This is a genomic window from Levilactobacillus lanxiensis, assembly GCF_016861655.1.
Taxonomy (GTDB): Bacteria; Bacillota; Bacilli; order Lactobacillales; family Lactobacillaceae; genus Levilactobacillus; species Levilactobacillus lanxiensis.
Window position 1 is genome coordinate 1 of record NZ_BOLN01000015.1, and the last position, 12574, is coordinate 12574.

13 protein-coding genes and 5 pseudogenes are annotated in these 12574 nt (G+C 38.6%); 6 read left to right on the forward strand and 12 right to left on the reverse strand.

Annotated elements, in window-relative coordinates:
- Positions 1–11 precede the first annotated feature (11 nt).
- The gene (locus JUF22_RS13155; protein WP_057904517.1) at positions 12–290 is read left to right on the forward strand and encodes a hypothetical protein; all 279 of its coding nucleotides are present in this window, start codon (positions 12–14) and stop codon (positions 288–290) included.
- Here the strand turns inward: JUF22_RS13155 and JUF22_RS13160 are convergent.
- From JUF22_RS13160 to JUF22_RS13200, 9 genes and pseudogenes are all read right to left on the reverse strand, one after another.
- Positions 280–969: pseudogene (locus JUF22_RS13160) on the reverse strand (ATPase). The gene JUF22_RS13155 and the pseudogene JUF22_RS13160 overlap by 11 nt on opposite strands.
- A 1-nt stretch (position 970) precedes the next feature.
- Complete coding sequence (locus JUF22_RS13165) at positions 971–1168, reverse strand: hypothetical protein (protein ID WP_057868195.1); 198 nt, start codon at positions 1166–1168, stop codon at positions 971–973.
- 149 nt (positions 1169–1317) lie between these two features.
- Positions 1318–2427, reverse strand: a complete 1110-nt coding sequence (locus JUF22_RS13170; protein WP_203647060.1) for a replication initiator protein A — start codon at positions 2425–2427, stop codon at positions 1318–1320.
- A 505-nt stretch (positions 2428–2932) separates the two neighbouring features.
- The gene (locus JUF22_RS13175; RefSeq protein ID WP_062688638.1) at positions 2933–3310 is read right to left on the reverse strand and encodes a hypothetical protein; all 378 of its coding nucleotides are present in this window, start codon (positions 3308–3310) and stop codon (positions 2933–2935) included.
- A 23-nt stretch (positions 3311–3333) separates the two neighbouring features.
- Positions 3334–3573 carry a hypothetical protein gene (locus JUF22_RS13180; protein WP_041095869.1) on the reverse strand — a complete coding sequence of 80 codons (240 nt, stop codon included), beginning with the start codon at positions 3571–3573 and terminating at the stop codon, positions 3334–3336.
- Positions 3574–3644: 71 nt separating this feature from the next.
- Positions 3645–4436: a ParA family protein gene (locus JUF22_RS13185; RefSeq protein WP_016527412.1), complete on the reverse strand. Its 792-nt coding sequence runs from the start codon at positions 4434–4436 to the stop codon at positions 3645–3647.
- Between the two features lie 134 nt (positions 4437–4570).
- Positions 4571–5155 carry a recombinase family protein gene (locus JUF22_RS13190; RefSeq protein WP_002415392.1) on the reverse strand — a complete coding sequence of 195 codons (585 nt, stop codon included), beginning with the start codon at positions 5153–5155 and terminating at the stop codon, positions 4571–4573.
- A 103-nt stretch (positions 5156–5258) separates the two neighbouring features.
- Positions 5259–5648, reverse strand: coding sequence for a hypothetical protein (locus JUF22_RS13195; RefSeq protein ID WP_035457655.1), 390 nt, complete (start codon positions 5646–5648; stop codon positions 5259–5261).
- 79 nt (positions 5649–5727) lie between these two features.
- A pseudogene (locus tag JUF22_RS13200) lies at positions 5728–6153 on the reverse strand (IS30 family transposase); the annotation flags it as partial.
- 153 nt (positions 6154–6306) lie between these two features.
- Between JUF22_RS13200 and JUF22_RS13205 the strand changes: the two are divergent.
- The 5 genes and pseudogenes from JUF22_RS13205 to JUF22_RS13225 form a co-directional block, all read left to right on the forward strand.
- Positions 6307–7545: an ISL3 family transposase gene (locus JUF22_RS13205; RefSeq protein WP_203647062.1), complete on the forward strand. Its 1239-nt coding sequence runs from the start codon at positions 6307–6309 to the stop codon at positions 7543–7545.
- 181 nt (positions 7546–7726) lie between these two features.
- A pseudogene (locus tag JUF22_RS13210) lies at positions 7727–8368 on the forward strand (conjugal transfer protein); the annotation flags it as partial.
- A 313-nt stretch (positions 8369–8681) separates the two neighbouring features.
- Positions 8682–8729 (forward strand): annotated as a pseudogene (locus tag JUF22_RS13915) (hypothetical protein); the annotation flags it as partial.
- Between the two features lie 15 nt (positions 8730–8744).
- Positions 8745–10664 (forward strand): tetracycline resistance ribosomal protection protein Tet(M), encoded by a 1920-nt coding sequence (gene tet(M) / locus JUF22_RS13220; RefSeq protein WP_125765011.1) that lies wholly within the window; start codon positions 8745–8747, stop codon positions 10662–10664.
- A 162-nt stretch (positions 10665–10826) separates the two neighbouring features.
- Positions 10827–10916 (forward strand): annotated as a pseudogene (locus tag JUF22_RS13225) (IS30 family transposase); the annotation flags it as partial.
- Positions 10917–10941: 25 nt separating this feature from the next.
- Here JUF22_RS13225 and JUF22_RS13230 read toward each other — a convergent pair.
- The 3 genes from JUF22_RS13230 to JUF22_RS13240 are packed head-to-tail and all read right to left on the reverse strand — an operon-like array spanning position 10942 to position 12455.
- Positions 10942–11082 (reverse strand): hypothetical protein, encoded by a 141-nt coding sequence (locus JUF22_RS13230; protein WP_225351601.1) that lies wholly within the window; start codon positions 11080–11082, stop codon positions 10942–10944.
- Positions 11083–11110: 28 nt separating this feature from the next.
- A complete protein-coding gene (locus tag JUF22_RS13235) occupies positions 11111–12235 on the reverse strand; it encodes an ArdC-like ssDNA-binding domain-containing protein (RefSeq protein WP_203647064.1) in 1125 nt (374 codons plus the stop codon).
- A complete protein-coding gene (locus tag JUF22_RS13240; RefSeq protein WP_085898795.1) occupies positions 12225–12455 on the reverse strand; it encodes a hypothetical protein in 231 nt (76 codons plus the stop codon). The genes JUF22_RS13235 and JUF22_RS13240 overlap by 11 nt, the downstream gene beginning before the upstream one ends.
- Positions 12456–12574 lie beyond the last annotated feature (119 nt).

Genomic DNA, 12574 nt, shown 5'->3' on the forward strand with positions numbered 1-12574 from the left:
GGGGAAATTCCATGTCTAATCAATATGAAAAACTAGTCGAGCAGCAAGCGCGTTTAAAACAAAAAATTGAGCGGGAAGATTTTAAATTACGGCAATCTAAATACTATGAAAGCCGACAAGACCGCAAAGCACGTTCTCGCCGATTAATTCAAAAAGGGGCTTTGCTAGAAAAATACTTTCAAGCTGATAACCTTTCGGTTGAACAAACCGAAGAACTTTTAAAAACATTTGCTGACTATGTTAACGCCCATAAACCAAATAAACTCAAAAACGATCAGCCTAATAACTAGGCCGATCGTTTTTATTTTCTGAATTATTCATGGGATTTCTAATTTTTAAATCTGGATTATTTTTAACAAAGTCATTTAGTTGTTTCTGTATAGCTGCCTCAAAGGTGATTTTGGGATTTATCCAAGGAAAGTTATGCAAATTATTTTTGATCACTTGGTCATGTTCTCGTCTGTAAACTGACACAAATTTTTGGCTATTATCGTAGATCACGACATTATCAGCTTTGAATGCAACTATTGCTAAATTATGATTTGATTGATTATAGCGTTTTTTAACAATTTCATCTGGTACTCCGTGCCCACCTTTTTTGACCCGTTCATGAACCCGATTAATTGCTACTCTTTCGTTTTTTTATGCCACGTATAAAAGCGTGACCTCAAAACCATTTTGGTGAGCCCGCTCGATTAAATTTAATTGTGCCTTTCCTTGGCCAGCTAAGGTTGTTTCAACATGAATACTCTGCCCGGTATCTAAAGCCGCGTGGGGTTGTTTTATTTCTTCGCGCATTGCCCTAACGTTATCACGATCTTTATGCCAATCGCCACCCATTTTTTGTAGGATTTCATCGGCATTTAATCGTTTGGAGTGAGTAAATAATTCGGGTCTCGCGCGATATAAAGTGCTTTTACCAGCACCGTTTATCCCAGCCACGATGATGTATCTCTTTAGCTCACTCATGTTAAATCACGAAATGCTTTTCGTTGATAATTTGCTCTTGGCGTTTATCTAAGAGGTAAGTGTGTAACGCGTCAAACAGCTTGCGTTTATCAGGATCTGGATTATGGGCTGCTTGCTCCCAAATGTCTTGAATATCGACTGCCCATGGGTCAGCCAACAATTGATCAATTGTTTCGACTTCTTTGCTGGATTTGGTCATTTAAAAAGCTCCTTTCACATTCCCTTAGTTCAGTCAACGCCAATTCAGCCACTCAAGGTGCCTATTTTTGCTTCTAAGCGATTTTAAAACGATTTTAATATAATTATGCATGTAACACTTAAAACGGCTTAAATGAGCTTATATGGCGTTTAATTCCAAGTATGCTCGTTATCAATATTTTGTTCTTTAGGGTGTTTGGCCGCATATTCTCTAGCTGCTTGTTGGTTCCACCAAACACCAAATAGGTTTTGCATGGTGCCGTACAGGTAGTTCTCAACATTCTTGATATGTTTCTCATCGCTTCTTAGGGCATTAAAATAGCGTCTTAATGTTTTGGTCATCATTTTTTTTAAATCAGGGTCATCTAATATAATCCATACGCCTAAATCCTTATGTTCTTTTTCAACAGCATATTTAGCGTTTATGATAATGCCAATAAAGCGCCGCATTTGTTGCGGGGTACGGCACCAAAAGCTAAGTAGTTGCACTGCTTCTGGTTCTAAGAAGACCGGCAAACCATTATCTTCGTCAGTTAAGAACTCATTAGCATGGGTTACCAAATCCTTGTTTTGTCTTTCTAGTTCTGCTGGTGAGAAATAAGCTGTGGAAAAGTCCAACTTTTGAGTATCTATATTGTATCTATCTTTATCTTTTTCTTTAGGTTCTTTATATAGATTAAGTCCATTTTTTGAACTTCCGCTCGTAGCAAGGGTTTGCGGGGTGTCGTCAACGAACTTATGCGGAAGTTCATTTTTTGAACTTCCGCTCGTAGCAAGGGTTTCAACGGTCTCCCGCGGAAGTTCATTTTTTGAACTTCCGCTCGTAGCAAGGGTTTGCGGGCTATTTTGACCATATTCACCGCGTAAATAGACATCGGTGGCTTTGACATCAAGTTTGGAAAGGTATAAACGGTTCGGTTCATTCTTTTTAGTTTTCGGGTTAAAACCCATTTGTTTCTGAACGAGTAATCCGATTGATTCCAGCTCTGTTTTTGTTTTGATGGCTTTTCCCTTTGAGCAATTAAACAAGTCCATTAGTTCTTGGTTGGTAAAGATAAAGTAAACATGACCCTCACTATCAACCCAGTTATTGCGCAAAGAATACTCTAAACGGTCTTTGAGGACCATATAAGCTAATTTAGCGTCATTGCTTAAATGTTTGTATTGATCGCCATACATTAATACTTTAGGAAATTGGAAAAATAAGGCTCCATATACGTTATCGGCTTCATAGTAATTGAACTTTGTTGATTTTGTCATAATTAAAACTCCCTTTCTTGACTGACACACGCTGTCTCAAAAGAGAGTTGCTAAAACATTTGATTTGCTTTAAAATACAAATCTGATATGCTCTAACTGAATTACAAAGCCTCACGGCTAAATGAATGCTTTGTAATTTACCAGCATGTGTCTATTTGTGAGTTGCCCAGTCGGCAACTTTTTTTAATTGCTAACAACAAAAATGGACTAAATAGCTTCGGTTAGCTACTTAGTCCATTGGTTTTAATTTGTGTTTTTTAACTATCCTTAACTTGTCCTTACGGGCTGGTTTGCGGTATAATTAACTTACAAATTAAGAACAACGTTCAGACGATTTTAACTTGCCGGTCTAAATCGTCTGAATCTAAGTAGCTGTCTGTTAGCTACTTGCTAAACCTAAAATCCCTGATTCCTCGTGAATCGGGGATTTTTCTGTTTAGCTTGATCTTTGTATTCGGTTGTTAAATTAGTCTTAGTCTAGCATAGCGCTTACCTAGCAGCAACTTTATTTAGTCTTGTATACTTTGCCAGCTTTTGGTTGAAACCAGTAAGCAATAGAAGATACCAGTAAATACTCAAATAATATAAAGACACTAAAATGCTTGGCCGTATTAATATCAAAAGCACTAAATATAAGGAGCATAAGTAACCCGATGAAATAAGTGATAAACAGGGACATTATTTGTAAAATTCTTACGACAATACGACGATTACCACTGATTCTTTCAAAGAAAAGTTGTAACCAATATTGCATTGGAAATAACCACTGGCGAATAAAAAAGCGGTCATCTACTAGGTGCTTTTTGGCAATTCCAATGGCTGGAATTATCCAAAAGACAATAAGGCTGGCAAGCAAAAATGTAACATTTATTGAAATTTCCATAACAACCCCCCCTTAAAGTGACATCACATATTTTTTATAAGCTCATTTAAAAATTTGGAGGCAGACTTAAAATTATGTTCTTTAGCCAGACCATCAAGTCTTTTGCGTGCGCTAGGTTGAAGTGAAAAGGTATAGTTCTTAGTACGTTCCTCTTCATCTTTAAAAACAGGAATAACAAGTTTATCTTTAGTATCAGTTTGCTGTTCTGTTTCATTTTTTTGTAGTGCCTTTTTTATGTTTTTGTTCTCTGGATCGAATGCCATAGGTAGTCCTCCTTTATAATTCACATGTATACGTATTGAATATACATGTGATTAACACGTGTACAAAGCATTTATAACTTTTCCGTGATTTCATTAAATGTTTTGTCCATACTATCAAAAAATTCATGTTGATCAATATATGTTTTGTGGTCTTCAGCCATTTTTGAAAGAGATTTTTTATCCAACGTTGAACGATTGAATAGCTCCTTTTCTGGAACTGTAGCCAATACACTGGGATCGCCTTTTAAGGCTTTTAATAACTCGCGAGATGATCTTGTGTTGTGTTTAATCATGTTGGCGATAAAAAATAATTTTGTCGTGACATAAGATTTTCTAGTAGAGTAATCAATGGCTTCTTTGCGTAATTCGTTAATTCTTTCTTCTAGGTTAAATTTTGCATTATACCCATGTTCGCTAGGTGTGATTGGACTAAGGATAGCATTACTAATGATTACTGCATTCTTGGTAGCAGTAGAAAAATCTGGGTGACAATCCAAAATAATATACTCGAATTTTCCTAAATTTAAACGTTCATAATTATCTGACAACCACATGTAGAGGAACATGTTTTTGTTAGTCTTATTTTCAATGGTCCGCTCAATATCGTCAAGGTGCATGTCTCCGGCAATTAGACTAATATAAGCACTTATTTCATGTATTTTGACTTTCCCTCGATCTAAGAAAATGTTGCCAACGGTATCTTGATTGTCGTAAATGTTGTAAGTCTGGGTTAAATTACTTTGGTGGTCTAAGTCAATAAATAAAACATGCTTGCCATTTTTTGCTAACCATTCACCATAATTAAAAGCTAGGGTAGTTTTACCAACGCCGCCTTTTATAGCTGAAAATGTAATAATTTCCATTAGTTTCCCTCCTCATACATGCTAAGTAAGCTTAATAAATATCACTACATGTATAATAGCGCGTAGCACGTATATTTGCAAATGTTACATATGATTTATATTCATGAATGATTAGTATACACTAGCTAAGTGTCCTATCTCTTGATATTAAGCTTTTTACGATATCGAATAAAAGTTGTCCGCTTGATCCCGGTATTCCGAGCAACGTCTATGTCACTCATGCCTGCCTGATAAAGCTTAAAAGCATGTTGCAAGCGGGGATCGTCTTGGGTGTATTGGGGTTTGCGCCCATGATATTTACCCTGCTGCTTAGCTAAGGCAATCCCTTGCTGCTGGCGCTCAATGATTCGCTTACGTTCACTTTCGGCCTGATACTTATAGAGTTCAATAATCAAATTGGTCATCAGTTGCCGTAAGTTAGGATCAGCGATTCCTGTCATGGACGGTAAATTCAATACATCTAGGGTGGCCCCCTTATTTTGAATGGAGTTCATGATCTTAGTCAAATCCTGGTTGTTTCTGCCTAAGCGATCTAATTCAGTGACCAGGACAATATCACCCTCACGAATATAGGCCAGCATTTTTTGCAGTTCTGGCCGATTAGTGTTAGCCCCACTTAATTTATCCGTAAATAATTTATCAACGCCTTTTAAAGCCGCTAATTGTCGATCTAAATGTTGCTCCTTGGAACTCACACGCGCATAACCGATTTTAGCCATTTCCAATTCCTCTTTTGGACAGTTCTAATGAACACTTGTAATTCCTAGTATAGCACAGAAATAAAAAAGACCAATAGGGTATACCCTAGTGGCCGTAAAGCGCTCAGTGAGAATTATTAATTGAATTTATTGTTTCACTGTATTTAACACCTAATGCTTCTTCATCTGGAAATAAGGTTTCTCGTGAATATCCTAGATGCCTTAATTCTTTTTGGATCAAATCTTTATAGGTAGCTGGAACAATTATTTTTTGAGGTTCGTATTGCTGAGTTATCATAGTTTGAAATGTAGAAATAGAAGTTGTTTCAAGAAAGGGCTGAAACATAAAATAACCATGTTGTGCTTTAATTCGGGGATTGATTTGGGAAGCAGTTACAAAAAAGCACTCTGTAAATAATTTTGTAAAGTCAATTGGCTTTACATAAGCTTTGCAACTATCTGCTTTCAAAATCTCTAATAATCGGCAAACTTGTGGACTATTATTTAACTGCATATATTTCGGATAAATTAGTTCCTCAATTTTTAAGTCAAGTGCAACGATGATAACGAATTCTTGATAGTGGTCTAGGCTGTTACGCCATGCATCGGTAGTAATCGCATGGGCGAAGATAGTTCAGAATACGTCTGGGACGATGGTTCAGTGCGGATTGGACTGCTTGAATTTCAACCAGGGTAACTGCTCTGAGAGACTTCCCTTTCGGGAAGAATTCCCTAAGCAGTCCATTGGCGTTCTCGTTTGTGCCACGCTCCCAAGGCGAGTACGGATGTGCGAAGTAAATCTGGGTTCCAACAATCTCTGATAACTTGGCAAACTCGGAACCATTGTCAAAAGTGATACTCTCAAATTCCTTGGCCCCGTAGTCGTCGATCGTGTCCTGCAAGGCTTTAAGGCAGGTGCCCGCATGATAGTCAGGAATCTTGACGATGATCTCAGTCTGGCTGTACCGTTCTGTGAGCGTCATTAATGCTGGCTCATCAGCTAAGCGAATACCTTTGACGGTTCTGTTGCAAAGTTTTGGGTCTAAAATTTTTGGTGTTGAAGGGTACTTCAACGCCGGAAGTTTTAGGCCTTTTTAGATAACAAAAACACCTACTCCTTCCAGTGTTATGCTTTAAGTGACAAAACCAAAAGATAAACGAGGTAGGAATAGATGTCTCAACTAGATATTACACGTAAATTGCTTGGAATTACAGATACAAATATTCATCCGTATGACGTTCGTGAAGCTTTCCACGGCAAAGGTTCAGGGCGCAAAAAGTACTTGATGGTTTATGCTGATTTGACCTATACGCTCACACATTGCCCCCAGTGCGGATTCCCAGATCTCCACAAGAACGGTCACAAACTCACTCATATCCACGTCGAAGGTCCCTCAGATCAACCTGTGCTCCTGGAACTAAACAAACAACGGTGGCGCTGCTTGAACTGTCATACCACTTGCACTGCGACGACACCAGTTGTCAAAGCGAATCATTCAATTGGAAACAAGTTGGTGGCGCATGCTTTGAAGCTCGCCGGTCGGTCGCTCACTGAAACGAATATCGCCTTGCTCCTGGGGATCTCAACGAACTCTGTTCAACGGGCTCTCAACGACAATATCCATCCTCACGCTAGTCGCAAGCTCCCTGAGAATCTGTGCTTCGATGAGTTCCGGTCAACGAAATCGGCGATGTCTTTCATTTGTATTGATGCCGATACCCACAAGGCCGTCAAAGTCCTTGGCGGGCGGCTCAATAAGGACATCAAGGAATTCTTCATCAACCAATATAGTGTCGCGCAACGTGCGGCTGTGAAGCGTGTTGTCATGGACATGAACGCTGCTTATCAGCTCATCGTCCACGAGCTTTTCCCCAATGCCGAAATCATCATCGATTGTTTCCACATCGTTCAGATGATTGGCCGCGCAATGGATCAGATCCGCGTCACCACGCTCAAGCAATTAGACGGGAAGTCTCGTGAGTACAAGGTGCTTAAGTCGCTTTGGCGACTATTCCATTTGGCCCATCCCGATGCCAAGACGTCACACTATTTATTCGGCCTCAACGAGTACTCGACCCAACAAAACGCCATCGACCTTGGAACCTCAGTGTCCACCAAATTCAAAGCTGCTTATGAGACTTACCTTGCCATCCATGAAGCGTTGATGGGCGGTCATCCTCGTGTGCTCAAACGACTGATCACTGGTTACCAGCCAACCGGCTCTGTCATGGACACCGCCATCGCCACCTTACGCAAGAACCTACCATGGATCATCAACGCCGCTAAGTCCCCATACTCCAACGGCCCTATTGAAGGCGTCAACCGCAAGATCAAGGAGCTAAAGCGTACGTGCTATGGCTTCGCCAACCAAGCCAACATGTTCATCCGGATTTATCAGCTTATCGCCTAGCGACTCCTGAAACAACTGCCAGCTCCGAGCCTTCGCTAAAATACCACTGCCACTGAATTCGCCCTAGTTCTTTAAACAATTAAATAACAAAAAAGCCTCCCGCAGTCGGGGAGACCTTCAAAGGATAAAACCTATCCTTCAACACCAGTTGACAAATTTCCAAAGTTTTAAATAAAGAATAAAATCCCAAGAAGCCATTGATAAACGAAATGAGAAATTGACCCATTATTTGACGGAAGAATTGCAGGTATTAAATGAAGAAATGATTCGTAAGGATATTCCTACTAGTTCTAGTGTGAACGATATACAGGTGTGGCAGGTTTCTCAAGTGAATGAGAACACCTTTGAGGTACTGTTTTCTGTTGAACAAGTTATTACCGAAGACAAAGACAAGGAAACTATATCGTCTAGCTTTCATGTGGTTGTCCATATAGATGAATCAGATAATATGGTTATTATCAAAAATCCGACAATGAGTAAGAAACCTCAAAAATCGGACTACCAACCCAAACAGCTAGAAAGTGACCATACAGTAGATACAGAAACGATGGACGAAATCATTAGCTTTTTAGAAACGTTCTTCCAGCTCTATCCTACCGCCACAGAAAAAGAATTGACTTACTATGTAAGTAATCATGTGTTACCTATGATTAACAAGGAATATGTTTTCGAGGAATTGGTGAATCCTATCTTTACCAGAAAAGATAACCAAGTAATCGTGAATGTCGCTGTGAAATATTTAGATCAAGAAACAAAGGCAACCCAAATCTCGCAATTTGAGTTGATATTAGAAAAACAAGATAATTGGAAGATTGTAAAATAACAAATATTGGTACATGATTACAGATACTTTGTAATCATGTACTCTTTTTGATAAAAAATTGGAGATTCCTTTACAAATATGCTCTTACGTGCTATTATTTAAGTGACTATTTAAAAGGAGTTAATAAATATGCGGCAAGGTATTCTTAAATAAACTGTAAATTTGATAGCGGGAACAAATAATTAGATGTCCTTTTTTAGGAGGGCTTAGTTTTTTGTACCCAGTTTAAGAATACCTTTATCATGTGATTCTAAAGTATCCAGAGAATATCTGTATGCTTTGTATACCTATGGTTATGCATAAAAATCCCAGTGATAAAAGTATTTATCACTGGGATTTTTATGCCCTTTTGGGTTTTTGAATGGAGGAAAATCACATGAAAATTATTAATATTGGAGTTTTAGCTCATGTTGATGCAGGAAAAACTACCTTAACAGAAAGCTTATTATATAACAGTGGAGCGATTACAGAATTAGGAAGCGTGGACAAAGGTACAACGAGGACGGATAATACGCTTTTAGAACGTCAGAGAGGAATTACAATTCAGACAGGAATAACCTCTTTTCAGTGGGAAAATACGAAGGTGAACATCATAGACACGCCAGGACATATGGATTTCTTAGCAGAAGTATATCGTTCATTATCAGTTTTAGATGGGGCAATTCTACTGATTTCTGCAAAAGATGGCGTACAAGCACAAACTCGTATATTATTTCATGCACTTAGGAAAATGGGGATTCCCACAATCTTTTTTATCAATAAGATTGACCAAAATGGAATTGATTTATCAACGGTTTATCAGGATATTAAAGAGAAACTTTCTGCCGAAATTGTAATCAAACAGAAGGTAGAACTGTATCCTAATATGTGTGTGACGAACTTTACCGAATCTGAACAATGGGATACGGTAATAGAGGGAAACGATGACCTTTTAGAGAAATATATGTCCGGTAAATCATTAGAAGCATTGGAACTCGAACAAGAGGAAAGCATAAGATTTCATAATTGTTCCCTGTTCCCTGTTTATCACGGAAGTGCAAAAAACAATATAGGGATTGATAACCTTATAGAAGTGATTACGAATAAATTTTATTCATCAACACATCGAGGTCCGTCTGAACTTTGCGGAAATGTTTTCAAAATTGAATATACAAAAAAAAGACAACGTCTTGCATATATACGCCTTTATAGTGGAGTACTACATTTACGAGATTCGGTTAGAGTATCAGAAAAAGAAAAAATAAAAGTTACAGAAATGTATACTTCAATAAATGGTGAATTATGTAAGATTGATAGAGCTTATTCTGGAGAAATTGTTATTTTGCAAAATGAGTTTTTGAAGTTAAATAGTGTTCTTGGAGATACAAAACTATTGCCACAGAGAAAAAAGATTGAAAATCCGCACCCTCTACTACAAATAACTGTTGAACCGAGTAAACCTGAACAGAGAGAAATGTTGCTTGATGCCCTTTTGGAAATCTCAGATAGTGATCCGCTTCTACGATATTACGTGGATTCTACGACACATGAAATTATACTTTCTTTCTTAGGGAAAGTACAAATGGAAGTGATTAGTGCACTGTTGCAAGAAAAGTATCATGTGGAGATAGAACTAAAAGAGCCTACAGTCATTTATATGGAGAGACCGTTAAAAAATGCAGAATATACCATTCACATCGAAGTGCCGCCAAATCCTTTCTGGGCTTCCATTGGTTTATCTGTATCACCGCTTCCGTTGGGAAGTGGAATGCAGTATGAGAGCTCGGTTTCTCTTGGATACTTAAATCAATCATTTCAAAATGCAGTTATGGAAGGGATACGCTATGGTTGCGAACAAGGATTATATGGTTGGAATGTGACGGATTGTAAAATCTGTTTTAAGTATGGCTTATACTATAGCCCTGTTAGTACCCCAGCAGATTTTCGGATGCTTGCTCCTATTGTATTGGAACAAGTCTTAAAAAAAGCTGGAACAGAATTGTTAGAGCCATATCTTAGTTTTAAAATTTATGCGCCACAGGAATATCTTTCACGAGCATACAACGATGCTCCTAAATATTGTGCGAACATCGTAGACACTCAATTGAAAAATAATGAGGTCATTCTTAGTGGAGAAATCCCTGCTCGGTGTATTCAAGAATATCGTAGTGATTTAACTTTCTTTACAAATGGACGTAGTGTTTGTTTAACAGAGTTAAAAGGGTACCATGTTACTACCGGTGAACCTGTTTGCCAGCCCCGTCGTCCAAATAGTCGGATAGATAAAGTACGATATATGTTCAATAAAATAACTTAGTGTATTTTATGTTGTTATATAAATATGGTTTCTTATTAAATAAGATGAAATATTCTTTAATATGGTAGATTGTAAAATTAATCCGAACGCTGTTCGGACAAAAAAGATCAGCTTCCTTTAAAATGGTGTTTACCACAAACCCATCTTTTAGGAGCTGATCTTTTGTCTAGTATAACCTATTCCGAACGAATTAAAATCGAAACCTTTTGTGAACTAGGGCTGTCCAATATCCAAATGGGCGTTCGGATTAATTTTAAAATCTACCGTATATCAAAAATCATAGATCTTGGACAGCTTCTAAATCATTTTCTAAATATTTATTAGAATAATCCTTGATATTAGTAGTGAGCATCGTTTCTTTAACTAGGTTAGCAACTTCTTCAGCGTCTGAATCTTTAAAAAAGCGTTTTATAATCATATTGTTTTTCCCTCATTAAAATAATTATCTATAGTTGTCTTTGTTTGACTTCATCTTGCACCGGTTGTTTGATCTTGGGATTTTGTCTAACGAAATCCTGTAACTGTTTTTGGGTACGATTACTGATTTCCTGGTGCACATAATTTAGCTGGGTTTTTAGTTCTGATTTTTGTTGGGAATCAGTTGCTTGCTTAATTTTTTGTTGCAAGCCTTGATAGGACTTATTAAGATCCTGGGCTGATAGTTCTTTTAGATCATGCTCAGGCTCTTTTGGGGCTTCTTGTAAGCCTAATTGTTTGGTTAAGCCATCGCTAAGCTCAATCACTTTGTTGCTCACTTGCTGGATCTCACTTAAAGCACTATGGATCACGGCTTTATCTTTGGCCCAGGTGGCCACGTAACCGAGTGAGTAGTTGCTGGTATCAACGCCAATATTTTGCATGGCAACATACGCAACCGCTTCGGCTTGGGTTTCCTGATAGGCTCGTGGCCGATCTTTAAAGGCTGATTTTAAGCCGTGTAGCTGGCTATGCGCATATTCGTGGTATAACGTCTTTAGTTTCAAAGCATTGTCGGGCTCATCGCCACCAATGACGATTTCATTAGTGCTGGGTTGAAAATACCCCTTAGCCCCATTTAGCGTCGCTAAAGGCACTTCACTGACTTTAAGGTCGGTTTGCTGGTTTAGATAATCCTTGAATGCGTTATACAAGCTTGTCACATTCTGATGATCGGCCAAATTTTCTTTGACAAAGTCTTTAGCGCTTAGGACAGGGTCACCACTAGTTTGTGCCACGTCGAAGATGGGCAGGTAACGATAACCAACAATGGCCCGTTCGTCGGTAGTATCAAGTCGCTTTTGCTCAGCGGGTGTCAATTTCTTAATAATCGGTGCCGCAATTCGAATGGACTTAGCGCCCCTATTAACGGTGCGGTTAAAAGCCGTCTGCCATTGCTTAAATCCCGCGACCTGGGTCGCTTGCGGATTTTGCGCATAAATCAAATCAATGTTTCTGGCGCTATAATGATGGAATTTAGCCAAGGTATTGAGGTACTGTTTAAATCGGTCACTATCGGTTAATTTTAGGATTTGTTGTTCAGCCTGGGCGACTAATTGTGCTTTCCAGGCTTTAACGTCGGCTTTACTCGGCATTGTCTACTCCCTCCTCATCTTCAAAAATATCATTCAATATAGGGGCTACGTTGATTTGAACCGGGGTCGTGCCATAAAGGGCGATGTAGCCATCAGCTGATTTTTGCCAAGCCACTTGATAATAGGCCCCGTTACCAGTGATTTCTTTTAAATACTTGTAGGTTCCTTTAGCCTGCAAAACTGGTAATTCACTCCCAATGACTGCTAATTTATTATCCATTTTATGATCTCCTTTGCTTTGCTAATCTCACCCGTTGTTTAGGTTTACTTTTAGGGTTGTAAAAGTGAACCTAAATGACGGGTTCACCAACCGGAACAACGTGAAGGGCGGTAGGCAGG

What these genes read in the sequence shown, in the direction of transcription:
- JUF22_RS13155 (WP_057904517.1), top strand. Translation starts at nt 12, where the DNA reads ATGTCTAATCAATATGAAAAACTAGTCGAGCAGCAAGCGCGTTTAAAA.
- JUF22_RS13165 (WP_057868195.1), bottom strand. Translation starts at nt 1,168, where the DNA reads ATGACCAAATCCAGCAAAGAAGTCGAAACAATTGATCAATTGTTGGCT.
- JUF22_RS13170 (WP_203647060.1), bottom strand. Translation starts at nt 2,427, where the DNA reads ATGACAAAATCAACAAAGTTCAATTACTATGAAGCCGATAACGTATAT.
- JUF22_RS13175 (WP_062688638.1), bottom strand. Translation starts at nt 3,310, where the DNA reads ATGGAAATTTCAATAAATGTTACATTTTTGCTTGCCAGCCTTATTGTC.
- JUF22_RS13180 (WP_041095869.1), bottom strand. Translation starts at nt 3,573, where the DNA reads ATGGCATTCGATCCAGAGAACAAAAACATAAAAAAGGCACTACAAAAA.
- JUF22_RS13185 (WP_016527412.1), bottom strand. Translation starts at nt 4,436, where the DNA reads ATGGAAATTATTACATTTTCAGCTATAAAAGGCGGCGTTGGTAAAACT.
- JUF22_RS13190 (WP_002415392.1), bottom strand. Translation starts at nt 5,155, where the DNA reads ATGGCTAAAATCGGTTATGCGCGTGTGAGTTCCAAGGAGCAACATTTA.
- JUF22_RS13195 (WP_035457655.1), bottom strand. Translation starts at nt 5,648, where the DNA reads ATGCAGTTAAATAATAGTCCACAAGTTTGCCGATTATTAGAGATTTTG.
- JUF22_RS13205 (WP_203647062.1), top strand. Translation starts at nt 6,307, where the DNA reads ATGTCTCAACTAGATATTACACGTAAATTGCTTGGAATTACAGATACA.
- JUF22_RS13230 (WP_225351601.1), bottom strand. Translation starts at nt 11,082, where the DNA reads ATGATTATAAAACGCTTTTTTAAAGATTCAGACGCTGAAGAAGTTGCT.
- JUF22_RS13235 (WP_203647064.1), bottom strand. Translation starts at nt 12,235, where the DNA reads ATGCCGAGTAAAGCCGACGTTAAAGCCTGGAAAGCACAATTAGTCGCC.
- JUF22_RS13240 (WP_085898795.1), bottom strand. Translation starts at nt 12,455, where the DNA reads ATGGATAATAAATTAGCAGTCATTGGGAGTGAATTACCAGTTTTGCAG.